The following is a 24204-nucleotide window of genomic DNA, read 5'->3' on the forward strand; positions in this document are numbered from 1 at the left end:
GGGCGGTTCGAATCGAAATTATACAAATTGTCGGATTAGGCCTCGTCGCTACGTTTTTAGCAGCTGTATTGAATCAGCATAAATCTAGTATTACGTCACTATTTATTGTGTTCGTAGGTAGCGTGATGTTTCTTATTTTAATTGATCAAATTCACGCTATTTTACAAATGATTGAGAGAGTTGCGAGTGAAGCGAAAGTTAGCAACGTATATGTAGAAACCTTGCTAAAAATTATTGGAATTGCTTATATTGCTGAGTTTGGAGCACAAATTACAAAGGATGCCGGACAAGGTGCAATTGCTTCGAAAATTGAATTAGCTGGAAAGATTTTGATTCTCGTTATGGCGATTCCTATTTTGACGGTTGTAATTGAAACTATTCTCGGATTTTTACCGACGGGATAAGGGGGAGTGAATGTTGAGGGGCTTTGGAGCTAAGCTGCTATTTGCTTGCTTCCTTTTCTTTTCTTTACCGGTTGTTGTACAAGCTTCTCCTGTAGAAACAAACGTCGTTGATCAACAATTGGATAAGCTCGGAATTGAAGATGTGAAGCAATTTTGGGACGGGCTTGTTACAAAATATGGAGGTTACTTACCAGAGAGTCAAAAAGGTAGCTTTATGGAGTTTGTAAAGGGAGAAAAAGAAATTTCTATAAAAGAGTGGATGCTAGGTTTATTAAAGTATTTATTTCACGAGCTTGTTGCAAATGGGAAGCTACTTGGAACGCTCATTATGCTCACGATTTTTAGTGCATTGTTGCAATCACTGCAATCTTCCTTTTCAAAAAGTAGTGTAAGTAAAATTGCCGATGCAGTTGTATATATGGTACTGATTATTTTCGCTTTAAATAGCTTTTATGTCGTCATGACATATGCAAGAGAAACGATACAAACAATGGTAGATTTCATATTAGCGTTATTGCCTATCTTGCTTGCACTCATAGCGACAGGCGGTGGTGTTGTATCTGTATCGTTTTTTCATCCGATTATCATCTTCTTAATGAATACGAGTGGGCTTTTGATGAATTATATCGTTCTACCACTTTTATTACTTGCAACGATATTAAGCATTGTAAGTACGATGAGCGATCAATATAAAGTTACGAAATTGTCCAAGCTTTTGCAAAATGTTAGTGTCGGGATTATCGGTATCTTTTTAACGATTTTTTTAGGGGTATTATCTGTACAAGGAACAGCGACAGCTGTTGCTGATGGGATCGCTGTAAAAACAGCTAAATTTGTAACAGGGAACTTTATTCCCGTAGTAGGAAGGATGTTTACCGAGGCAGCGGATACTGTCATTAGTGCGTCGGGATTATTAAAAAACACAGTCGGAATTATCGGGCTTGTCATTCTATGCTTAATTGTCGCTTTTCCAGCGATTCAAATTTTTTGTATCGCATTTATTTATAAGTTCGCAGCAGCAGTATTGCAACCAGTTGGCGGCGGAGCAATTATTCAATGTTTAGATATCATTGGACGGAGCATCATTTATGTATTTGCTTGCTTAGCTATTGTATCGTTTATGTTCTTTTTAAGTATCACAATTATTATTGCTGCGGGGAACATTACACTTATGATGCGGTAGGAGGTGAAGGGTATGCAATTTGTTACAGAGTGGATTCGAAATATTATCGTTTTTTTACTCTTAGCGACAATGCTTCATCTTATTCTTCCAAATTCTAATTTGCAAAAGTACGTTAAATTCGTTGTAAGTCTATTATTAGTTGTTTTAATTTTAACGCCTCTTTTTAAACTATTGCAAACAGATGTAAATGAAGTAATTGCAAATTTTAATGAAGAGAAGTACGTAGCAGAAGGATCTGTAAAAAATTCAATAGATTCGAAGAAAAAAGAAATACAAGCTCTAACACGTGCATATAGTTTAGAAGAGATGGCTACCAAAATGAAAAAAGAAGTAGGAAAAGAGTTTGAGAAACAGTATGGTATGTCAGTCTCTGAAATACAAATAGTCGCAGCGGAAAGCACAGCGGAAGTAAAGTCAGCGAAAGATATTCAATCTGTTGTTGTGACGTTGAAAGAAAAAGAGCGTAGTAAAAATGATGCAATCGAAACAGTAAAACCAGTTGAAATTAACGCGAAAGAACCACCGAAAAAAGTAGAGGAAACGAATGTAGAAATGAAAGACTTCTTTTCAAGCAGGTGGCAACTAGAGAATAAACAAATCCAAGTTCAAATGGAAGGGAGGACAGGTAGAGTAAATGGACAATAAAGATAAAAATTCGAAGTTCTCATTTTTTCGAAACTTATTGAATGGGGATGAAAAAGAGAGTAATGAGAAAGGGAAAAAGGTAACACCTAAGTTTTTACTTGTCCTACTCATACTTGGAATGTTGCTTATGTTTTCTAGTAGTTTATTTTCAAGTAAAAAAGAAGAAGTGCCTGTATTTAAAGAACAAAAAACGCAAAATCAAGAAAAAGACGTACCAACTTTTGGACAAAAAAATAATGATAATATGTCAAATGTAGAAAAATATGAAAAAGCGTATGAACAAGAATTAAAAGCAGCCTTAGAAGAAATAGCAGGAGTAAAAGATGTAACGATTAATGTGAATTTAGATTCATCAGAGGAAAAAATATTAGAAAAAAATACAGTGAAACGTTCACAAACAACAGGTGAAACAGATAAAACAGGCGGCAAAAGGGAAGTAGAAGACGAGTCTCTTGATGAAAAGACAGTCATTATACGTGAAGGGGATAAAGAAACTCCCGTTGTTTTACGAACAGAGAAACCGAAAGTGCGAGGTGTTCTTGTCGTAGCAAAGGGAGTGGATAATATACAAGTTAAAGCGATGGTAAAAGAAGCTGTCATACGGCTGCTAGATGTACCAGCCCATCGCGTTTCAGTATCACCGAAAAATTGATAGGGAGGAAATAAAGTGTTAAAAAAACAAACGGTTTGGTTATTAACGATGTTAAGTTTAGTTGTTGTACTATCTGTTTATTACGTAACAACCCCTGATAAGATGAATACAGCATCGCCGACAACAGGTGAAAAGATTGGACAAGAAAAACAAGGTACTGATAAAGCTGTAACAAATGAAGCACCTAAAGAAACGCCGAAAAAAGAGAATACAAACAGGGAAACATCAAATAAAGAAACAAACAAAGAAACAAACAAAAAAGAGAGTGCAAACAAAGAAACAAGCAAAAAAGAAGCGAATGTAACAGTTCAATCAAGTGATGAAAATTTCACAGCGTTACGTATGCAAATGGAAGATCAGCGAAGTGAACAAAAAGCAAGATTACAAGAAGTGATGAATTCAGCAAAATCTTCAGCGACAGAAAAGAGTAAAGCGAAAGATAATTTTGATGCAATTACGACAATGGAAACGAAGCAAGAACTACTTGAGACAGTAATTAAATCTCAAGGTGGATATCAAGATGCCCTTGTAAGAGCTGATGGAACTGATATTAAAGTAACTGTAAAAGCGGCAAAACATTCACAAAAAGAAGCGAATAAAATTATCCAACTTGTAAGAAGTGAAGGTGGATCAAAAGATGTAGGTGTAAAATTTGATCCACCAACAAAATAAAAATTAATAATCCGCGGGGAAACCTCCGCGGATTATTAGTTTTTACGCATCGAATTGTTTGAAAATAGTTAGATAAAGCGAAACTTTAATCAGCCCTCACTAATTGGGTTTTAATGGGCAGCCCGCCCCAACCTAACTTCTTTGCTTTCTCTGAGTTTTGCTCGGCAAATAGAGGGATGAAAATAATAGTAGAAAAAGCTATCATTTTCGATAGCTTTTTTCTGTTTCGTCTTTGTAGTTGTTTTTACTATGTTCAACTCGGAACGGAGAAATACGCTGTGAGTAAAAGATTAGCGGTTCATGGTAACGATGATTACTTTTTCCTGATTTGAAGTGGATGAAGAGAACGAATGCCCAGACTATCACGGCAGGTAAGAAGAGAATGAGCCATATCATATGTCCACACCTCGATACGATATATTTTCTACACTTTGAACATACTATTCTTATATGAAGGAATGATGAACGACGTGTAAACAAAAAAATAATATTTGGTAAAAATATGTTATTGACTATAGATAAGGTGAAGAGTAGAGCGGTAATAATATATTTGTTTTGTAGCATTTTGAAAAAGTAGGAATGTTTTTTAGGAAGTGGTCTTGCCAATTTTGTGTGAAACTTGGTATTATTACTAGGTAATAAATTTTTGTTGGAATAATATTTTTACAGGAGTTTCGATTTATTATAAAGAAATATAAATTGGAATCTTTAAAAAATTTATCGTAAGATGGAAATAGTAACTATTTCTATTAGTAAATGAAATATCTAATAGAGTACATCGTATTTTTACAGTCAATCTAGTTTCAGTGACGAGAATCTGTAAAAACGGGACAAACAAGAGTATGGGAGTGGATTTTACATGTTTAAAATTCAAGAAGTTCGTGAATTAATTAAATTAATTGATAGCTCTAATATTGATGAATTTGAATACAAAAAAGATGGTACGACAATCAAAATGAAAAAGCGTGGTAATGAAGTTGTTGCGGTGCAAGCACCTGTAGCAAAACAAGTGGCACAATCAGTAGCACCTGTTGAAGTTGAAACAACAGTAGCGGCAGCACAAGTGGAAGTACCAAAACAAGAAGAGAAACAAGCTGTTCAAAATGAAAACCTACATAAAATTACATCACCGATGGTAGGTACATTCTATTCTTCTTCTTCGCCTGACACACCTGCATATGTAAGTGTTGGCGATAGAGTATCGAAAGATTCTATCGTATGTATCGTTGAGGCTATGAAGTTATTTAACGAAATTGACGCTGATGTAGAGGGCGAAATTGTTGAGATTCTTGTTAATAACGGACAGCTTGTTGAGTATGGACAACCGCTATTTCTTGTAAAAGCGTAATAAGGGAGTCTTTGTGATGATAAAAAAAGTATTAATAGCCAATCGTGGGGAAATTGCTGTACGAATTATTCGTGCTTGTAAAGAAATGGATATTGAAACAGTCGCAATTTATTCAGAAGCAGATAAAGAGTCACTTCACGTACAAATTGCAGATGAGGCGTATTGTGTAGGGCCAACGATTTCGAAAGAAAGCTATTTAAATTTGACGAATATTATTAGCGTTGCGAAGTTAACAGGTTGCGATGCTATTCATCCGGGATACGGATTCTTAGCAGAGAATGCAGATTTCGCAGAGTTATGTCGTGAATGTAACTTGATTTTTATCGGTCCAAGTCCAGAAGCTATTTCAAAGATGGGCACAAAAGACGTTGCTCGTGATACAATGAAAGAAGCAGGGGTTCCGATTGTACCAGGTTCACAAGGGATTATTAAAAATACCGAAGAAGCGATCGAACTTGCTAATCAAATTGGATATCCAGTTATTATTAAAGCAACTGCAGGTGGCGGCGGAAAAGGTATTCGTGTTGCGCGCCATGAGGAAGAGCTTGTAAAGGGAATTCAAATCACACAGCAAGAAGCTAGTACCGCTTTTGGGAACCCTGGTGTATACTTAGAGAAGTACGTTGAAGATTTCCGCCATGTTGAGATTCAAATAATGGCAGATACACACGGAAATGCCATTCATTTAGGAGAGCGTGATTGTACAATTCAGCGCCGTTTGCAAAAACTACTGGAAGAAAGCCCATCACCTGCACTTGATGAAAATGTTCGCAAGCAGATGGGTGAGGCAGCAGTAAAAGCAGCGGTTGCGGTTGATTATACAGGTGCTGGTACGGTTGAGTTTATTTATGAATATAAAACGAAAAGCTTTTATTTCATGGAGATGAATACGAGAATTCAAGTGGAACATCCAGTTACTGAAATGGTAACAGGGGTGGACTTAATTAAAGAACAAATTCTTGTTGCTTCTGGAGAAAAGTTATCGTTACAGCAAGAAGAAGTACAATTTAGTGGTTGGGCAATTGAATGCCGAATTAATGCGGAAAACCCTGCCAAAAAATTTATGCCATCTCCAGGTAAAGTAGAAATGTACTTGCCACCAGGCGGATTTGGTATTCGCGTCGATTCAGCTGTATATCCGGGATATTCAATCCCACCTTTCTATGATTCGATGGTTGCTAAATTAATTGTTCACGGAAAAACACGTGAAGAGGCAATTGCAAAAATGAAGCGTGCACTCAGTGAGTTTGTCGTTGAAGGCGTACATACAACAATCCCGTTCCATTTGCAATTGTTAGATCATCCTGATTTTGTAAAAGGTGAGTTTAATACGAAGTTTTTGGAAGAGCATGAACTTGTGACGCAGTGATACATTAAAGGAGGTTTTTTTTCATGGCTGAACATATGTTAGATATGGGTCAAGATACAACTCTTGGTAAAGTAGAAATTGCACCAGAAGTAATTGAAGTAATCGCAGGTATTGCAGCTGCTGAGGTAGAAGGCGTAGCGGCAATGCGTGGTAATTTTGCTACAGATGTTGTTGAGAAGTTAGGTAAGAAAAATCATGGTAAAGGTGTAAAGGTTGAATTAGCAAACGAAGATATTATCGTTGACCTTTATGTTGTAATGTATTTTGGCGTAGCAATTCCAGTTGTTGCACAAAAGATTCAAGACAACATTCGCCAAGCACTCTTTACAATGACAGGGCTTGAGCCAAAAGAAGTGAATGTTCACATCGTTGGCGTAACATTCGAAACACAAAAAACAGAAATCGAACCAGTGTAAGAATGAAAAAGGTGCCTAGTAACATAGGCATCTTTTTTATCGTTTCATTTCTTCACAAATTAAAACCCTCTAATTATTATACTATTTCAAAAAATAAGAAATTAAAAAGAAAATGTTTCGTTTTACCAAAAAACGTACATTGTGATAAGATATGGAACTTGAAGTTAATCTTTTTATTATTTTTCAGCCTTGTAACCCGTGTGTGAAACGATAAATTGTGTTATTATCATTGTATTATAAGGTTGGAAAATCAATGAAAACTGTAAGAGTAAGTGAATTGACGGCTTATAAATTATAATAATATAACAAAGTATAAGGAAAGACTTGAAGCATAAAGGAGAGTTACAATGAAACGTAGGACGGCTAGAGAAAGAGCTATGCAAGCATTATATCAAATGGATATTACAGGTGAATTAGAACCGAAAGTAGCGGTGGAAAACACGCTAGATGAAGGTGAAGAAACAAATGAGTTTCTAGAATCACTTGTAGTAGGTTTTGTAGAAAATAAAGAAGTAATTGACGAAGCAATTCGTCAAAACTTAAAAAAATGGAAGCTTGAGCGTATTAGTATTGTTGATCGCAGTATTTTACGTTTAGCTGTGTATGAAATGAAATACATGGAAGAAATTCCACACAACGTAACAATTAATGAAGCAATTGAAATTGCTAAAACATTTGGGGATGAGGAATCTCGTCGTTTTATTAACGGCGTTTTATCTAATATAAAAGATACACTGTAATTTCTTTAAGGGGGAATCTTAAAATGGTAGCAGTAATCATCAAAGGAAATGAAGTTGCGGAGAAAAAACGAGCACAATTAACAGAAGAAGTTGTGAAGTTGAAAGAGCAAGGGATTGTACCAGGATTAGCAGTTATTTTAGTTGGAGAAGATCCAGCATCTCGTTCTTATGTAAAAGGGAAAGAAAAGGGCTGTGAACAAGTAGGAATCTATTCAGAGTTAATTGAACTTCCTGAAACAATTACGGAGGAGCGTTTGCTTGCTGAAATCGATCGCTTAAATGGCGATGACCGTATAAATGGCATATTAGTGCAATTACCTTTACCAAAACATATTGAAGAAAAAGCTATCATTGAAAGAATTTCACCAGAAAAAGATGTAGATGGATTTCACCCAATCAGCGTGGGACGTATGATGACGGGACAAGATACATTCCTTCCATGTACACCGCACGGTATTGTAGAATTAGTAAAAGAAACAAATCTTGATATCTCGGGAAAACATGTTGTAGTAATTGGAAGAAGTAACATTGTCGGCAAGCCAGTGGGACAATTGTTCTTAAATGAAAATGCAACTGTCACATATTGTCATTCTAAGACGCAAAATATGAAAGAGTTAACGAAGTTAGCTGATATTTTAATCGTCGCTGTTGGACGACCTAAGATGATAACAGCTGATTATATGAAAGAAGGAGCGGTTGTAATCGACGTTGGTGTAAACCGTTTAGAAACAGGCAAACTTTGTGGTGATGTTGACTTTGACAATGTGTTAGATGTTGCGGGTTACATTACACCTGTGCCAAAGGGTGTTGGTCCAATGACGATCACAATGCTTCTTCATAATACTGTTGAATCGGCTAAACGTGCAGGTGTCGTTTGTAAATAATTTGAGTCGGCTATGAGGAGAGAGAAATGGAGAAACAATATTTAACCGTTACAGCGTTAACACGCTATATAAAAACAAAAATAGAATATGATCCGCATTTACAGTCTGTTTGGTTAAAAGGTGAAATTTCCAACTTTAAAAATCATAGCCGTGGCCACATGTATTTTACATTGAAAGATGAAAATGCAAGAATCGCAGCGGTTATGTTTGCGGGTCATAATCGTAATATTAAATTCAGACCTGAAAATGGGATGAAGGTACTTGTGAAAGGGAAAATCTCTGTTTACGAGGCGAGTGGTTCTTATCAAATTTATATTCAAGACATGCAGCCTGACGGAATCGGAAACCTGCATTTAGCTTACGAACAATTAAAGGTTCGTCTAGAGGAAGAAGGGTTGTTTTCTCGAGTTTATAAAAAAACAATCCCTCCTTATGCAAAAACAATAGGTGTGATTACGTCACCAACAGGGGCAGCGATTCGTGATATTATAACAACGATTAAACGTCGTTATCCAATTGGAAATGTTATTGTGTTTCCAGTACTTGTACAGGGGGAGTCAGCAGCTCCCTCGATTGTACAAGCAATTCGTACAGCCAATGAAATGGAAGAGATAGATGTTCTAATCGTTGGGCGTGGTGGGGGCTCGATTGAGGAATTATGGGCGTTTAATGAAGAAATGGTTGCAAGGGCCATTTTCAAGAGTGAAATCCCTATTATTTCAGCAGTAGGTCATGAAACGGACTTTACAATTGCGGATTTTGTTGCCGATTTAAGAGCACCAACACCAACTGCAGCGGCTGAGCTGGCAGCGCCTAATATTATTGAGTTACAAGAAAAGGTATTACAAAGAACTCTAAGATTGCAAAGGGCAATGAGAGAGTTAGTACATAAAAAAGAAGAAAAACTACAAGTATTGCAAAAATCTTATGCGTTCCGTTATCCAAGACAAGTATATGAGCAAAAAGAAGAGCAGTTGGATAGAGCGTTAGAACAGCTTGTTTTAGCGAAAGAGCGTTATATTGATAAAAAGGTAAATCAGTTAAAACAACTTTCATTTTATCTAGAGAAGCACCACCCATCTCAAAAAATTATGCAAACGAAGGTAGCAGTTGAAACGTTGCAAAAGCAATTGCAACGTGAAATGCAAACGTTACTTCAAACGAAAGAATTTGCCTTTGTAAGAGCTGCTCAAAAACTGGAAGCGTTAAGCCCGCTTAAAGTAATGATGAGGGGGTACGGGCTTGTATATGATGAAGAGAAGCAAGTGTTAAAAAGTGTGAAAGATGTCAGCCTTGGAGATGCTGTTTCAGTTCAATTACAAGATGGAATACTAGATTGTAGCGTATCAGGAATAGAGGAGCGTGAATTGAATAATGGAAAATAAATTAAGCTTTGAAGAGGCAATTTCGCAACTTGAGCATCTCGTTTCTAAGCTAGAGCAAGGTGACGTACCTTTAGAAGAAGCAATCTCTTATTTTAAAGAGGGTATGGAATTATCTAAGCTTTGTGACGAGAAGTTGAAGAACGTACAAGAACAAATGGCAGTTATTCTTGGGGAAGATGGAGAGCTTGAACCGTTTACTGCTTTAGGAGATGAAGCATAGTGACAATTGCTTTTGATACTTTTTTGAAAGAAAGTAAAACTTTCGTAGAAGAGAAGCTTGTAAGCTATGCAAATGAATTACAATGTCCAAATGTACTTCGTGAAGCGATGGCATATTCTTTGGAAGCGGGTGGAAAGCGTCTCCGCCCGTTACTTTTATTTGCAACATTACAAGCGTTTGGGAAAGAAAGAAATGTTGGAGTAGGTGCAGCTTGTGCTCTTGAAATGATACATACATACTCGTTAGTTCATGATGATTTACCTTGTATGGATGATGATGATTTAAGAAGAGGAAAGCCCACAAATCATAAAGTATTTGGTGAAGCGATGGCGGTTTTAGCGGGTGATGGTTTGTTGACATATGCTTTTCAAGTTATTATGGCATATGAGCAAAAGGAAATCTCTGCTGAGAAAAAAGTAAGACTCGTACTTGAGCTTGCAAAAGCAGCAGGACCAGAAGGAATGGTTGGCGGACAAGTGGCAGATATGGAAGCGGAAGGGAAACAGCTTACGATTGATGAGTTGGAGTATATTCATAAGCATAAGACTGGAAAACTACTTGAATTCGCTGTACTTGCCGGATCGATACTTTCTGATGCCACAGAAGAACAGGAAGAAAAGTTGCTTGCGTTTGCAAAATATATCGGCCTAGCTTTCCAAATTCGAGATGATATTTTAGATGTGGAAGGAACCGAAGAAGAGATTGGAAAACCGATTGGTAGTGATGTTTCCAACGAAAAGAGCACCTATACGACGTTATTTACTGTAGATAGAGCAAAGGATATTTTAGAAGAGACGATTGCAAAAGCAAAAGATGCTATCGGTTCCTTGCAATTACAAGACGAATATTTACTATCTATTTGCGATTTGATTGCAAAACGTAATAACTAATATAACAGCGTTTTCATTTGTTGAGTCATTCATCATTTTATGATATAAATGTAGGAAAAGGTTTTTCTTTTCTTGTTATTGGCAAAAATATATGTAGATTACATTGCCGTTATCACTTCGTGTTAGCGGCTATTTTTTTCATCGCCTAACGAAATATGGTTTATAATAGGATTAGGGCGCAATAGACTGGTTAATAGCAGGACAAGCTGAAAAATAAAAAAAGAGAATTTCTTGTTTTGTGTAAATGTTTTTTATTATATTTGACATGTTGACAGATTATGAAATGAAAGTGAGTGATCCATGTGGATCTAACGCAAATTCAAAACCCTAGTTTTTTGAAAGATATGTCTATCAGTGAACTAGAGGGATTGAGTGAGGATATTCGTAAGTTTTTAATTGAAGAGCTCTCTCAAACAGGTGGACATATTGCACCAAATTTAGGTGTAGTAGAACTCACAATTGCTCTGCATAAATTATTTGATAGCCCAAAAGATAAATTTTTATGGGACGTAGGACATCAATCCTATGTACATAAAATTTTAACTGGACGTGCAAAAGAATTCGGTACATTAAGGCAATATCAAGGTCTATGTGGTTTCCCAAAACGTTGCGAGAGTGAGCACGATGTATGGGAGACTGGCCATAGCTCGACATCATTATCTGCTGCGATGGGAATGGCTCTAGCACGTGATTTAAAGAAAACGAAAGAATATGTTATACCAATCATTGGTGATGGTGCTTTAACAGGCGGAATGGCTTTAGAGGCATTAAACCATATTGGACATGAAAAAACAGACATGATTGTTATTTTGAATGATAATGAAATGTCGATTGCACCAAATGTTGGTGCACTTCATAATGTACTTGGACGTCTACGTACCGCAGGAAAATATCAGTGGGTAAAAGATGAATTAGAGTATATATTGAAGAAAATCCCAGCAGTTGGTGGGAAAGTTGCTGCGACAGCAGAGAAAATAAAAGATAGTCTTAAATATTTACTAGTATCCGGTGTCTTTTTCGAGGAGTTAGGCTTTACGTATTTAGGTCCAGTCGATGGACATGATTATGAAAAGTTATTCGAAACGTTGCAATATGCAAAGAAAACAAAAGGTCCAGTGCTTGTTCATGTTATTACGAAAAAAGGAAAAGGTTACAAACCAGCTGAGAGTGATGTTATTGGCACTTGGCATGGAACAGGACCTTATAAAATTGAATCAGGTGACTTCGTTAAACCGAAAGAAGTTGCACCAGCATGGAGTGCGGTTGTTAGTGAAACGGTACTTAAGTTAGCGAGAACGGATGAGCGTATCGTTGCAATTACACCTGCGATGCCTGTCGGATCGAAACTTGAGAAATTCCAAAAAGAATTCCCAGATCGTATGATTGATGTAGGTATTGCAGAACAGCATGCTACAACAATGGCAGCAGGTATGGCAACGCAAGGTATGAAGCCATTCTTAGCGATTTATTCAACATTCTTACAAAGAGCATATGACCAAGTTGTTCATGATATATGCCGCCAAAATTTAAATGTTTTCATCGGAATTGATCGCTCTGGTTTAGTAGGAGCAGATGGTGAGACGCATCAAGGTGTATTTGATATCTCATTCTTACGTCACTTGCCGAATATGGTACTTATGATGCCAAAAGACGAAAATGAAGGGCAGCATTTAGTATATACGGCGATGCAATATGAAGATGGACCGATCGCATTACGTTATGCGCGTGGTAATGGACTTGGTGTTCATATGGATGAAGAATTAAAGACGATTCCAATCGGTTCATGGGAAACGTTAAAAGAAGGTACACAAGCTGCTATTTTAACATTTGGTACGACAATACCAATGGCAATGGAAGCGGCTGAGCGTCTTGAAAAGGCTGGAGTTTCAGTGAAGGTAGTGAACGCTCGCTTTATTAAACCAATGGATGAAGCATATTTACATGACCTCTTAGGAAAAAATATACCGATTTTAACGATTGAAGAAGCTTGTTTAATCGGTGGTTTTGGAACGGGAGTAGTTGAATTTGCGTCTGAGAACGGGTACCATAGTGCGTTAATTGAACGAATGGGTATTCCAGACCGTTTCATAGAACACGGTAGTGTAACAAAATTATTAGAAGAAATTGGTTTAACGACAGATGCTGTTGTAGACCGTATTCATACAATGATTCCATCAAAACAAAAAAGGGCGTAACAAATGAGTGCAAAAAAAGAAAGAGTAGATGTACTATTAGTAGAGCGAGGACTTATAGAAACACGTGAGAAAGCAAAACGCGCCATTATGGCCGGACTTGTATATGCGAATGAGATGAGGCTGGATAAGCCAGGAGAGAAAATCCCACAAGATACAGAAATTACGGTGAAGGGACAAGTTATGCCGTATGTAAGCCGTGGTGGTTATAAACTTGAAAAGGCGTTAGAGACATTTCAACTTGATTTACAAGATAAAGTTATGATAGATATTGGTTCATCAACTGGTGGCTTTACCGATTGTGCGCTTCAAAATGGAGCAAAATTATCTTACGCATTAGATGTAGGGTATAATCAACTTGCATGGAAATTGCGTCAAGATGAGCGTGTTGTCGTAATGGAACGAACAAACTTCCGTTACGTAACGCCAGCAGACTTAGAACGTGGTTTACCGCAATTTGCTAGTATCGATGTTTCATTTATATCATTAAAGCTTATATTGCCAGTTTTAAAAACAATGCTTATGCCGAATGGAGATGTAGCAGCGTTAATTAAACCGCAGTTTGAAGCTGGAAGAGAGCAAGTTGGTAAAAAAGGTATCGTTCGTGATCGAAAAGTACATGAGGCTGTTGTAGAAATGATTGTCGACTTTGCTATAAAAGAAGGATACGACGTAGCAGGTTTAACGTTCTCACCGATTACGGGCGGGGATGGTAACATTGAATTTTTAATTCATCTGAAATGGCATGGTGAACGTGAGAATGGCGAAAATCATTCTCCGGTTTCTGTTGAGCAAGTAGTTGCAGAGGCGCATGATGTCCTAAAACAAAAAGGGAAAGGGGAATAACATATGTTGTTCCTCTTTTTGTTGTAATTGTATAATGATTGTAAAAACAATTGTGTACAAGTAACGAATTATAAGTTAACATAAATAAGTGAAGTATACCAATGTTTAAACTATGGTAAGAGATAGTGTGAGGTGCAAATGTATGAATAAAGGTCAGCGCCATATTAAAATCAGGGAAATTATTGCGAACAAAGAAATTGAAACACAAGATGAATTAGTTGATATTTTACGTAATGAGGGATTTAATGTAACGCAAGCAACAGTATCGCGCGATATTAAAGAACTGCACTTAGTGAAAGTACCATTACATGATGGTCGCTATAAATATAGCTTGCCAGCAGATCAACGATTTAACCCGTTACAAAAATTAAAACGTAATCTAGTGGATTCATTTGTAAAATTAGACACGGCAGGACATATGCTTGTGCTAAAAACATTGCCTGGTAACGCTCATTCACTTGGGGCACTTATTGATCATTTAGAGTGGGATGAGATCATCGGAACCATTTGTGGTGATGATACTTGCTTAATTATTTGCCGTACACCTGAAGATACAGGTGTTGTCTCTGATCGTTTCTTAAATATGCTGTAACAAAAAAATCTTGTTTGCTTTCCTCTGTAAAGTGGAAAGTGAACAGGATATTTTTATTGGTTAAAAACGTGAATTCTTAATTGTAATATAATATTTTCTTTGAATAAAATTAGAAAATAGGTGGATTGACCCGTAAAACAAATGTTTGGTACAATGGAGCGGTTAGAAGAGTAATTTATACATACAAACATATAGTATGACTATTTGAATAAAGAACTGAGAAAAGCCCTGAATAGGGGATTAGTTTATAACGAGGTGAATGGGGCATTGTTATCGGAATTATCGATTAGAAACTTTGCTATTATTGAGGCATTAAATATTTCTTTTCAAAAAGGATTAACGGTTTTAAGTGGTGAAACAGGAGCCGGAAAATCGATTATTATTGATGCGATTAGTTTACTTGTAGGTGGTCGTGGTTCAGCCGAATTCGTTCGATACGGGACGGGAAAAGCTGAGATAGAGGGGCTATTTTATGTAGAAGATGATAAGCATCCATGTATTGAAAAGGCAGAAGAGTTGGATATAGAAATAGAAGACGGCATGATTATTTTGAAGCGTGATATCGCTGCAAACGGAAAAAGTGTATGTCGTGTAAATGGGAAATTAGTTACTCTTAGTGTATTAAAAGAAATTGGAAAAACACTTGTTGATATTCATGGACAGCACGAAACGCAAGATTTAATGAATGAAGAGCGTCATTTATTTATGCTCGATCATTTTGATGGAGAGCGTATTGTTAAACAATTGGATATATATCAAAACGTATACGCTGATTATGAGAAGTTAAAAAAACAGTTAAAATCGTTAAGTGAAAATGAACAACAAATGGCGCATCGCTTAGATTTAATTCAATTCCAGCATGAAGAAATCCGTAAGGCGGATTTAAAGATGGATGAAGAAAATGAATTGACTGAAGAACGCTTGCAAATTTCTAATTTCGAAAAAATTTATAAAGCATTAGGCGATGCATATCGCTCGTTAAGCGCGGACGGACAAGGATTAGATAATGTAAGAAGCGCAATGGGACAAATGGAGAGTATTACACATTTAGATGAAGTGTATCAAGAAAATCATGACTCAATTGCAAATAGCTATTACTTATTAGAAGAAGTTGCGTATCAACTGAGAGAAAAGCTCGATATGATGGAATATGATCCGAATCGTTTAGACGAAATTGAAACGCGTTTAAATGAAATTCGTATGCTAAAGAGAAAATATGGAAATACTGTAGAAGAGATTTTAGCGTATGCTGATAAAATTGAACAAGAAATTTTTACGATTGAAAATAAAGACGTTCATATTGAAACGACGAAGAAGCAGTTAAAGGAATTAGAAAGTGTTATTCTGAAAGAAGCAACGTTGTTAAGTAATATGCGTCATGAGCTGGCAGAGCATCTTACAAATGCCATTCATCAGGAATTAAAAGAATTATATATGGAAAAAACAAAATTTGAAGTGAGAATTATGAAGAGAGAAGGAAATGCTGAAGAGCCTCTTGTGGAGGGAGCACCAGTAAGACTTACGGCGGATGGCTATGACCATGTGGAATTTTATATTTCAACAAATCCAGGTGAGCCGTTAAAGCCACTTTCAAAGGTCGCTTCCGGCGGAGAGTTATCTCGTATTATTTTAGCTTTAAAAAGTATTTTTTCTAAGCATCAAGGTGTTGCATCTGTAATTTTTGATGAGGTGGATACTGGTGTAAGTGGTCGAGTTGCACAGGCTATTGCGGAAAAAATTTATCGAGTATCAGTAAACTCACAAGTACTTTGTATTACGCACTTACCTCAAGTAGCTTCAATGGCGGATTCGCATTTATTTATTCGAAAACAAGTAGCGAATGATCGAACAATTACGTCAGTTACCGTTTTAACTATGGAGGATAAAGTAACAGAAATAGCTCGAATGATTTCTGGTGTGGAAATTACAGATTTAACGACAGAACATGCGAAAGAATTACTCACGCAAGCGCATCATTTTAAACAGACAGCAGAGGCTATCCAGTAATGGATAGCTTTTTTTCTCAAAAAATGATTTCTTAATTCTTCCGGTTATAAATAAAGCACTGCAAGGAGAGATTAAAAAGTGAAGCCAAGAGGCTGAATGTGGGGTAGGAGCGAGGAGAGTGAACAAATTGAAATTAGAAAGATTTCGCAAAATAATAGGTATTTTTCTCCTTGTTTCTTTAGTTTTTATAGGGTGTTTTAAACCGCTTCGAACGTTTATTTCATCCCCGAAGCAACTTGTTGTTTTTGAAGGACAACAATCAGAAATAGCTTCATTACCAGTGTTTCAAGCTTCATCTACAGATCGTCATGTGTTTACAGTAAGTTCAAATGAACAAAAACAAGGACTTATGGTAAATTCTCATCAAAATGGTGAAGCAGATATGGTGTTTCAACTTGCTGGTTTTCCAGTGAAAAAAGTGAATGTGAAAGTATTGAAAGATTTCAAAGTTATTCCAGGTGGACAATCAATTGGTGTGAAGTTAAACACAAAAGGGGTACTTGTTGTAGGCCATCATTTAATTCAAACTGAAAAAGGGAAAGTATCTCCTGGTGAAACAGCTGGTGTGCAAATTGGAGATATGATTACTGAAATTAACGGTAAAACAATTGAAAGAATGAGTGATGTAGCGCCATTTATTCATAGTAGTGGTGAAACTGGCGAACCGCTTAATCTTGTTCTATTAAGAGATGGAAAACAAATTCGTACTAAGTTAAAACCACAAAAAGACAGTGGAGAATCGTCATATCGCATTGGTTTATATATTCGTGATTCAGCAGCTGGAATTGGAACAATGACATTTGTTCATCCTGATTCTATGAAATATGGAGCACTTGGTCATGTTATTTCTGATAATGATACAAAAAAGCCGATTCAAGTCGAAGATGGACAAATTATGCGTTCGACAGTTACATCAATTGAAAGAGGTAGTCATGGGAATCCAGGAGAGAAATTAGCAAGGTTCTCACCGGATCGTGAAGTGATTGGCAATATTACAATAAACAGTCCGTTTGGTATTTTTGGCAAATTGAATACAAATATGACAAATGGCGTAATGGATAAAGCAATGCCTATTGCACTATCTCATCAAGTAAAAGAAGGACCGGCAAAAATATTAACAGTTATTGATCAAGATAAAGTGGAAGCGTTTGATATTGAAGTTGTTAGTACAGTACCGCAAAAGTTTCCAGCAACGAAAGGCATGGTAATAAAAGTAACAGACAAACGTTTGTTAGCGAAAACGGGTGGTATCGTACAAGGGATGAGCGGAAGTCCAATTGTACAAAACGGGAAAGTAATTGGTGCTGTTACACATGTATTTGTAAATGATCCAACATCAGGATATGGTGTTCATATTGAATGGATGTTACATGAGGCTGGAATTAACATTTATGATCAAGAAAGAAAAGCGAGCTAATTAATAATTAGCTCGCTTTTCTATTGAAAAATTCGTTGAAATTTTGTAAAAGCTCCGCAAGAGGTGTTTTTTGTTGTAAAATAAAAGGAAAGGGTTGAACGTTTCGTTGTATTTCTATGATGGAATGTGTTGCGAAAGGGAATAAATGAACGATAAACATATTTTTTTGTGATTTTATCGGAAAGTAACAAACTTTAAAAGGGAATTTTCACACAATTGTCGAACAATTCATGTAGCCTAGAAGGATACACATGTCGGAGAATCGATTCGGTAAGGGAGGAAAAGCTGTGGAGAAAATTAAAGTATGTCTTGTGGATGATAATAAAGAATTAGTATCAATGCTAGAGGGTTATGTAGCTGCTCAAGATGATATGGAAGTAATCGGTACTGCTTATAATGGTCAAGAGTGTTTAAATTTATTAAAAGATAAACAGCCGGATGTACTCGTATTAGATATTATTATGCCACATTTAGATGGTTTAGCTGTACTAGAGAAAATGCGACATATTGAAAGGTTAAGACAGCCTAGCGTAATTATGTTGACAGCATTTGGACAAGAAGATGTGACGAAAAAAGCAGTTGACTTAGGTGCTTCATATTTCATATTAAAACCATTTGATATGGAGAATTTAACGAGTCATATTCGTCAAGTGAGCGGTAAAGCGAACGCTACTATTAAACGTCCACTGCCATCTTTCCGATCAGCAACAACAGTAGATGGAAAACCGAAAAACTTAGACGCGAGCATTACGAGTATCATTCATGAAATTGGTGTGCCAGCTCATATTAAAGGGTACATGTACTTAAGGGAAGCAATTTCTATGGTGTATAATGACATCGAATTACTTGGATCTATTACGAAAGTATTGTATCCAGATATCGCGAAGAAATATAATACAACAGCAAGCCGCGTTGAACGCGCAATCCGTCATGCAATTGAAGTAGCATGGAGTCGTGGGAATATCGATTCTATTTCGTCCTTATTCGGTTATACAGTATCTATGTCAAAAGCAAAACCTACGAATTCCGAGTTCATTGCAATGGTTGCGGATAAGTTGAGACTTGAACATAAGGCTAGCTGAGAGTAAAAATAGTAAGAGATATAAGTTTTAATAAAGCTTAATCATTCTTTAAATTGATACTTGATATTAAATGTAAAACCAATGAACTTTTTATTTCATGACCAATGAATGTTAGAATTCGTTGGTCTTTTTATTTACTTTAATTTAAGGATTTTGAAGGAATACATATTTATATAGAAAAATGCAGTGAAAATAAGGATATGTACAGGAAACACGTGGGTTTAACGTCATAATCTCTATAACGTATCATTGATTTGGAAAAAAGAGAAATAGGAGAATGGAAGAATGACTGTAAAAAATAGTGAATCGAGCTTACCTAATCATTGTTATGGCAGTGTGTTTATCTATATTTTCAAGGGATATTCTGTAAAGGTGTTAAGTAGTGTTTGATAAAAAGAAAGATGAAAATGAATCGGAAGTTATACGAATTACGATAATTAGTACATTAGGGGTATTTGCTTTCTTGTTACTATGGGAAACAGCTCCTCATTATACGTATGAGGCATTTGCATTTATGAATATTCCAGCTTCTTTAGGCTTGTATAAATTGTTTATGATTTTTAACAAAGAAAAGCAAAATGTATAATTTGAGTAACTAAATGTTTAAAGAAAAGATTAAATGGAATTATAGTACATCCGTTAAAGGATTTTAGTGAGGAAGTCATCCATGATATAATAAAAAATAATAAAAAGTCCTGCAAAACAGGACTGTATTATTCTTCGTCTTTATTTTGTTTTTCTAATTCAACTAACTTTTGAATTAAAATGTGCTGCGGCATATGCATAAGTTGTTCAAGTGGAACACCTAATGCTTTTGATAGGCGGACAGCAGTATCTGGAGAAATTTGTAATGGTCTCATAGAAGTACCTCCTTTTTCGTATAGTATAGCATAAGATTGGGGGAGTGAGGATGACTCTTATATTTGCACATCGTGGTGCAGCGGGAACATACCCAGAAAATACGATGATTTCATTTGAAGCAGCGGAATCTTTTAGAGCGGATGGAATTGAACTTGATGTTCAATTAACGAAAGACGGAAAGGTTGTCGTCATTCATGATGAAACAGTGAACCGGACAACAAATGGAAAAGGTGCGGTTCGAAATTATGTATATGAGGATTTATGTAAATTAGATGCGAGCTATAAATTTGGTGATAAAGTAGGGTTTTGTAAAATACCTCTTTTAGAAGAAGTGTTAGAATGGATTGAACAAACAGAGTTGCTGCTTAATATTGAACTTAAAAATAATAAAATTCCATACAGAGGCTTAGAGGAAGAAGTTATAACGCTTGTACGTAAATTTAATTTAGAAGATCGTGTTATATTTTCCTCATTTAATCACTACAGTATGAAAAGGTGTCATATGATGGCTCCTGATATCCAAACAGCGATTTTATATCGCGAAGGTTTGCATAGTCCATGGGCATATGCGAAAAAAATGGGCGCTACAGCAGTACACCCTAATTATCGTTATCTTCAAGATGCTATTGCTGAACTAACGATGGAAAGTGATGTAGAGGTTCGCCCCTATACAATTAATGAAGAAACACTTATGCGGAAATATTTTGATATGAAAATTTCTGCAATTATTACTGATTATCCTGAAACGGCAAGAACGTTATTGCCAATAAAAAAATGAGGCCGCGTGTAACGGTCTCATTTTTTTATTGATAAATAGTGAGGATTTCCTATCTTCTAAAGCGAGCTTGTACTTTATTTCGTTTACGGTCTCGGTGTAAGACAAAGCCACCAAAAATATAAAAACCGAGTCCGAAGCAAAGAGCGCCAATTAAAAATTGTAACCAAAGTATAGAGAGGGGAGGAAATAGAATCCCGAATACTGTATCTCTCATTAACTTAATGCCAAGCACAGCTAATGAAATAGGGATGAGTGCTAATAATAGAGCGAGGTAACGCTGCATATAAACGCTCCTTTTCAGATTATTTTGTTTATTTTAATGATGTTATATGAAAAGGGGGTTTGTCAAGAGGGGGCTGAACGAGTAAGATAAGGGTGTGAAAAATTTTGCAGAGATACTTCGAGAGGAAGTGGAATATATGAAACAAAAAGTTTTAATTGTTGGTGCAGGTGAAGGTGGTAGTACACTGCTGCGTCTGTTACAGAGTTCGAATATATTTCAAATTATAGGGATTATTGATATAAATCCGATAGCAAAAGGGTTACAAATGGCAAAGGAATACGGGATTGCAATTGGAGAGAGTGTGACTCCGTTTCTTTCTATGCACATTGATGTAATGTTTGATATGACAGGTGACGATCATTTACATAAAGATTTATTAAAGAAAAAGCATAAAGATACTCTTCTTATACCAGGTGATATTGCAAAGATTGTTACGAGATTAGCGCATGAGAAGGAAGATTTAATTGGAAAGTTAGAAGAGCAAACACAGCAAGGTGATTTAATTTTAAACTCTACGCATGACGGTATGATAGTGATTGATCAAGAAGGACAAGTTCGCCTATTTAATAAAAGTGCAGAGCGTATTATTGGGTATAAAAAAGAAGATGCGGTAGGCAAATATATTTTAGAAGTTATTCCGACTAGTAAGTTGCTTCGTATTATACGTACGAAACAAATAGAAGTAAATTATGAATTGACGCTTGAGAATGGAAAGAAAATTATTACAACCCGTATTCCAATATTAAAAGAGGGAGGAGAAGTGCAAGGGGCATTTGCGATTTTTAAAGATATAACAGAGGTTGTAGATCTTGCTGAAGAAGTTACAGATTTAAAGGAGATTCAAACGTTACTTGAGGCGATTATTAACTCGTCTGAGGAAGCCATTTCGGTCGTGGATGAAAAAGGTCGAGGGTTAGTAATTAACCCTGCATATACGAAATTAACAGGTTTAACAGAAGAGGACATTATTGGGAAGCCAGCTACAACTGATATTGTAGAAGGTGAAAGTATGCATATGAAAGTACTTCGAACGCGTAGGGCGGTACGAGGAATACATATGAAGATTGGACAAAAAAAGCGAGACGTAATTGTAAACGTAGCACCGGTCATTGTGGATGGAATATTAAAAGGAAGCGTTGGTGTAATTCGTGACGTATCAGAAATTCAAAAGTTAACAAATGAATTGAATCGAGCAAGGCAAATTATTCGAACGTTAGAAGCGAAATATTCATTTGATGACATTGTCGGAAATTCAGATGAAACAACGGCTGCTATTGAGCAGGCGAAACTGGGGGCGAATACACCAGCAACAGTATTGCTACGCGGGGAGTCAGGGACAGGTAAAGAATTGTTTGCACATGCTATCCATAATGGAAGTAATCGAAAATATAATAAGTTCGTTCGTGTAAACTGTGCAGCTATTTCGGAGACGTTGTTAGAAAGTGAATTATTTGGTTATGAGGAAGGGGCGTTTTCTGGCGCGAAAAGAGGGGGGAAACGTGGATTCTTTGAGGAAGCGAATAACGGTAGTATCTTTTTAGATGAAATAGGGGAACTATCTGCAAATACACAAGCAAAACTCCTTCGCGTTTTGCAAGAAAAAGAGATTGTAAAAGTTGGTGGAACGAAAGCGATCCCTATTAATGTGCGGGTAATTGCAGCAACACACGTGAATTTAGAAAAGGCCATTCTAGAAGGAGAGTTTAGGGAGGATTTATATTATCGATTAAATAAAATTCCAATCCAAATTCCATCTCTTCGTCAGCGGAAAGGTGATATACCAGCGATTGCAGAAAGATTAATTCAAAAAATTAATCAGGATTATGGCCGGAATATAGAGGGGCTCACCGATTCGGCTATTTCGTATTTACAATCATATGAATGGCCAGGGAATGTGAGGGAACTTGAAAATATTTTGGGGAGAGCTATTATCTTTATGAATTATAACGAGACTTATATTGATGTAAACCATTTACCTCCATTACATAACGAAGAGCAAGTGGAGTCAAAGCAAGCTCATTTATTACCTGAGTTAGAAAAAAAGCCACTTGAACATTTAGTGACGGAGTTTGAAGGGAATATCATTCATGAATATTTAGAGAGATTTGGTGGAAATAAAACACAAACGGCAAGAGCGTTAGGAATTTCGGTTCGAAATTTATATTACAAGCTAGAAAAGTATGAGTGTGCAAAAAATAGCATGCAATAAATTGCGTACCGTGCAATTTGTTGCATGGTATACAAAAAGCGACAAAATAAGACAGAATCTTTTGTTATTTTCCGAAGTATTGATTTTACTGCATTTTGAATGCGTTTTCATTATTGGTAAGACCACTTTTAAAAGTTGGCACGGTATTTGCTTTATAAAAAGACGAGGGACGACGGAAAGGGTTGATTACAAAATATGAAGTTAGAACACTTAATTGATCAAGCGGCAGGCCAGCCTAAAAAAACTGTGGCTGTAGCAGTAGCTGAAGATCATGAAGTAATTGAAGCTGTAGCAAAAGCAATTACATTACAGCTAGCTCAATTTCGTCTATATGGAAACCAAGAAAAAATAATGGGGATGTTACAAGAACATAGTTTACAAACTTCAGAACATATCGAAGTGATTGCAGCACAGTCAAGTGCTGAGGCTGCAGAACTTTCTGTGAAAGCTGTAAGAAATGGCGAAGCAGATGTGCTCATGAAGGGAAACATCCCAACAGCAAATATTTTGAAAGCTGTATTAAATAAAGAGTGGGGACTTCGTAAAGGTAGCGTACTTTCACACGTTGCAGCATTTGAAGTTCCAAATTACGATCGTCTCATTTTTGTTACAGATGCAGCGATGAACATTGCACCTGATGTAACACAGAAAGCTGCTATTATACAGAATACTGTAGAAGTTGCCCGGGCAATAGGAATTGATTTGCCAAAGGTAGCACCAATTGCAGCAGTAGAGGTTGTGAATCCTTCGATGCAAGCGACAATTGATGCAGCGATGTTAACTCAAATGAATCGCCGCGGACAAATTAAAAATTGTGTCGTTGATGGACCACTTGCTTTAGATAATGCAGTATCACAAATTGCAGCAGAACATAAAGGCATAGTAAGTGATGTAGCAGGTAAGGCAGACATTTTACTCGTCCCAACGATTGAAGCTGGAAATGTGCTATATAAATCACTCGTATACTTTGCGGATGCAAAAGTAGGAGCAATGATTGCTGGCGCAAAAGCACCGATTGTTTTAACATCTCGTGCTGATTCAGCAGAAACAAAAGTATATTCATTAGCATTGGCAGTTGCGACTGCTTCAAAATAAACCAAATAGGGTAAAACAATTAGGGGGAAACGAC

General features: G+C 36.4%; 25 protein-coding genes and 1 pseudogene. 23 read left to right on the top strand and 3 right to left on the bottom strand.

What is annotated here, in order from left to right:
* Positions 1-20 precede the first annotated feature (20 nt).
* From spoIIIAD to ACZ76X_RS11805, 5 genes are read left to right on the top strand one after another with little or no spacing between them, the layout of a single operon-like run.
* The gene (gene spoIIIAD / locus ACZ76X_RS11785; protein WP_079245909.1) at positions 21-404 is read left to right on the top strand and encodes a stage III sporulation protein AD; all 384 of its coding nucleotides are present in this window, start codon (positions 21-23) and stop codon (positions 402-404) included.
* Between the two features lie 10 nt (positions 405-414).
* Positions 415-1587 (top strand): stage III sporulation protein AE, encoded by a 1173-nt coding sequence (spoIIIAE, locus tag ACZ76X_RS11790; protein ID WP_140970405.1) that lies wholly within the window; start codon positions 415-417, stop codon positions 1585-1587.
* A 12-nt stretch (positions 1588-1599) separates the two neighbouring features.
* Positions 1600-2232: a stage III sporulation protein AF gene (spoIIIAF, locus tag ACZ76X_RS11795; RefSeq protein ID WP_098667336.1), complete on the top strand. Its 633-nt coding sequence runs from the start codon at positions 1600-1602 to the stop codon at positions 2230-2232.
* The gene (gene spoIIIAG / locus ACZ76X_RS11800) at positions 2222-2884 is read left to right on the top strand and encodes a stage III sporulation protein AG (RefSeq protein ID WP_016718461.1); all 663 of its coding nucleotides are present in this window, start codon (positions 2222-2224) and stop codon (positions 2882-2884) included. Before spoIIIAF ends, spoIIIAG begins: the two co-directional genes overlap by 11 nt.
* A gap of 15 nt (positions 2885-2899) precedes the next feature.
* Positions 2900-3556, top strand: coding sequence for a SpoIIIAH-like family protein (locus tag ACZ76X_RS11805; RefSeq protein ID WP_479850547.1), 657 nt, complete (start codon positions 2900-2902; stop codon positions 3554-3556).
* Between the two features lie 201 nt (positions 3557-3757).
* Here the strand turns inward: ACZ76X_RS11805 and ACZ76X_RS11810 are convergent, their stop codons facing one another.
* The gene (locus tag ACZ76X_RS11810) at positions 3758-3952 is read right to left on the bottom strand and encodes a DNA recombination protein RecO (protein ID WP_098667338.1); all 195 of its coding nucleotides are present in this window, start codon (positions 3950-3952) and stop codon (positions 3758-3760) included.
* A 463-nt stretch (positions 3953-4415) separates the two neighbouring features.
* On the opposite strand from ACZ76X_RS11810, the gene accB reads away from it, so the two are divergent.
* The 15 genes and pseudogenes from accB to ACZ76X_RS11885 form a co-directional block, all read left to right on the top strand.
* Positions 4416-4904, top strand: a complete 489-nt coding sequence (gene accB / locus ACZ76X_RS11815) for an acetyl-CoA carboxylase biotin carboxyl carrier protein (RefSeq protein WP_098667339.1) — start codon at positions 4416-4418, stop codon at positions 4902-4904.
* A gap of 16 nt (positions 4905-4920) precedes the next feature.
* The gene (gene accC / locus ACZ76X_RS11820; protein ID WP_098667340.1) at positions 4921-6273 is read left to right on the top strand and encodes an acetyl-CoA carboxylase biotin carboxylase subunit; all 1353 of its coding nucleotides are present in this window, start codon (positions 4921-4923) and stop codon (positions 6271-6273) included.
* 23 nt (positions 6274-6296) lie between these two features.
* Positions 6297-6689, top strand: coding sequence for an Asp23/Gls24 family envelope stress response protein (locus ACZ76X_RS11825; protein ID WP_000807630.1), 393 nt, complete (start codon positions 6297-6299; stop codon positions 6687-6689).
* Positions 6690-7036: 347 nt separating this feature from the next.
* Positions 7037-7429, top strand: coding sequence for a N utilization substance protein NusB (nusB, locus tag ACZ76X_RS11830; protein ID WP_098667341.1), 393 nt, complete (start codon positions 7037-7039; stop codon positions 7427-7429).
* A gap of 23 nt (positions 7430-7452) precedes the next feature.
* Positions 7453-8313: a bifunctional methylenetetrahydrofolate dehydrogenase/methenyltetrahydrofolate cyclohydrolase FolD gene (gene folD / locus ACZ76X_RS11835; RefSeq protein WP_042875514.1), complete on the top strand. Its 861-nt coding sequence runs from the start codon at positions 7453-7455 to the stop codon at positions 8311-8313.
* A 26-nt stretch (positions 8314-8339) separates the two neighbouring features.
* On the top strand, positions 8340-9698 hold the full coding sequence (gene xseA, locus ACZ76X_RS11840) for an exodeoxyribonuclease VII large subunit (protein ID WP_098667343.1): 1359 nt from the start codon (positions 8340-8342) through the stop codon (positions 9696-9698).
* On the top strand, positions 9688-9918 hold the full coding sequence (gene xseB, locus ACZ76X_RS11845) for an exodeoxyribonuclease VII small subunit (protein WP_000428423.1): 231 nt from the start codon (positions 9688-9690) through the stop codon (positions 9916-9918). The genes xseA and xseB overlap by 11 nt, the downstream gene beginning before the upstream one ends.
* Positions 9918-10808 carry a (2E,6E)-farnesyl diphosphate synthase gene (gene ispA, locus ACZ76X_RS11850; protein WP_098667344.1) on the top strand — a complete coding sequence of 297 codons (891 nt, stop codon included), beginning with the start codon at positions 9918-9920 and terminating at the stop codon, positions 10806-10808. The genes xseB and ispA overlap by 1 nt, the downstream gene beginning before the upstream one ends.
* A 302-nt stretch (positions 10809-11110) precedes the next feature.
* Positions 11111-13003 (top strand): 1-deoxy-D-xylulose-5-phosphate synthase, encoded by a 1893-nt coding sequence (dxs, locus tag ACZ76X_RS11855; protein ID WP_098667345.1) that lies wholly within the window; start codon positions 11111-11113, stop codon positions 13001-13003.
* 3 nt (positions 13004-13006) lie between these two features.
* Entirely contained in the window at positions 13007-13846 is an 840-nt protein-coding gene (locus ACZ76X_RS11860) for a TlyA family RNA methyltransferase (protein ID WP_098667346.1), read from the top strand.
* Positions 13847-13988: 142 nt separating this feature from the next.
* Positions 13989-14438 (top strand): arginine repressor ArgR, encoded by a 450-nt coding sequence (gene argR / locus ACZ76X_RS11865; RefSeq protein WP_001032581.1) that lies wholly within the window; start codon positions 13989-13991, stop codon positions 14436-14438.
* A 267-nt stretch (positions 14439-14705) separates the two neighbouring features.
* Positions 14706-16445, top strand: coding sequence for a DNA repair protein RecN (recN, locus tag ACZ76X_RS11870; protein ID WP_479850548.1), 1740 nt, complete (start codon positions 14706-14708; stop codon positions 16443-16445).
* A 118-nt stretch (positions 16446-16563) separates the two neighbouring features.
* Entirely contained in the window at positions 16564-17862 is a 1299-nt protein-coding gene (gene spoIVB / locus ACZ76X_RS11875) for a SpoIVB peptidase (protein WP_098667348.1), read from the top strand.
* Between the two features lie 287 nt (positions 17863-18149).
* Positions 18150-18944 carry a sporulation transcription factor Spo0A gene (gene spo0A, locus ACZ76X_RS11880; protein WP_479850549.1) on the top strand — a complete coding sequence of 265 codons (795 nt, stop codon included), beginning with the start codon at positions 18150-18152 and terminating at the stop codon, positions 18942-18944.
* A 379-nt stretch (positions 18945-19323) separates the two neighbouring features.
* Positions 19324-19530, top strand: a pseudogene (locus tag ACZ76X_RS11885) (glycosyltransferase family protein); the annotation flags it as partial.
* A gap of 127 nt (positions 19531-19657) precedes the next feature.
* Here ACZ76X_RS11885 and ACZ76X_RS11890 read toward each other — a convergent pair.
* Positions 19658-19804 carry a YycC family protein gene (locus ACZ76X_RS11890; RefSeq protein ID WP_001247671.1) on the bottom strand — a complete coding sequence of 49 codons (147 nt, stop codon included), beginning with the start codon at positions 19802-19804 and terminating at the stop codon, positions 19658-19660.
* 50 nt (positions 19805-19854) lie between these two features.
* Here ACZ76X_RS11890 and ACZ76X_RS11895 point away from each other — a divergent pair, with 50 nt between their 5' ends.
* Entirely contained in the window at positions 19855-20583 is a 729-nt protein-coding gene (locus tag ACZ76X_RS11895; RefSeq protein WP_098667349.1) for a glycerophosphodiester phosphodiesterase, read from the top strand.
* 49 nt (positions 20584-20632) lie between these two features.
* On the opposite strand, the gene ACZ76X_RS11900 is transcribed toward ACZ76X_RS11895, so the two are convergent.
* Positions 20633-20866, bottom strand: coding sequence for a DUF2627 domain-containing protein (locus tag ACZ76X_RS11900; protein ID WP_098667350.1), 234 nt, complete (start codon positions 20864-20866; stop codon positions 20633-20635).
* A 136-nt stretch (positions 20867-21002) separates the two neighbouring features.
* Between ACZ76X_RS11900 and ACZ76X_RS11905 the strand changes: the two genes are divergently transcribed.
* Both ACZ76X_RS11905 and yqiS read left to right on the top strand, forming a co-directional pair.
* Positions 21003-23075, top strand: coding sequence for a sigma-54 interaction domain-containing protein (locus tag ACZ76X_RS11905; RefSeq protein WP_479850550.1), 2073 nt, complete (start codon positions 21003-21005; stop codon positions 23073-23075).
* A gap of 195 nt (positions 23076-23270) precedes the next feature.
* Positions 23271-24170: a phosphate butyryltransferase gene (gene yqiS / locus ACZ76X_RS11910; RefSeq protein ID WP_479850551.1), complete on the top strand. Its 900-nt coding sequence runs from the start codon at positions 23271-23273 to the stop codon at positions 24168-24170.
* Positions 24171-24204 lie beyond the last annotated feature (34 nt).

Source organism: Bacillus sp. BC05(2025), assembly GCF_056725905.1.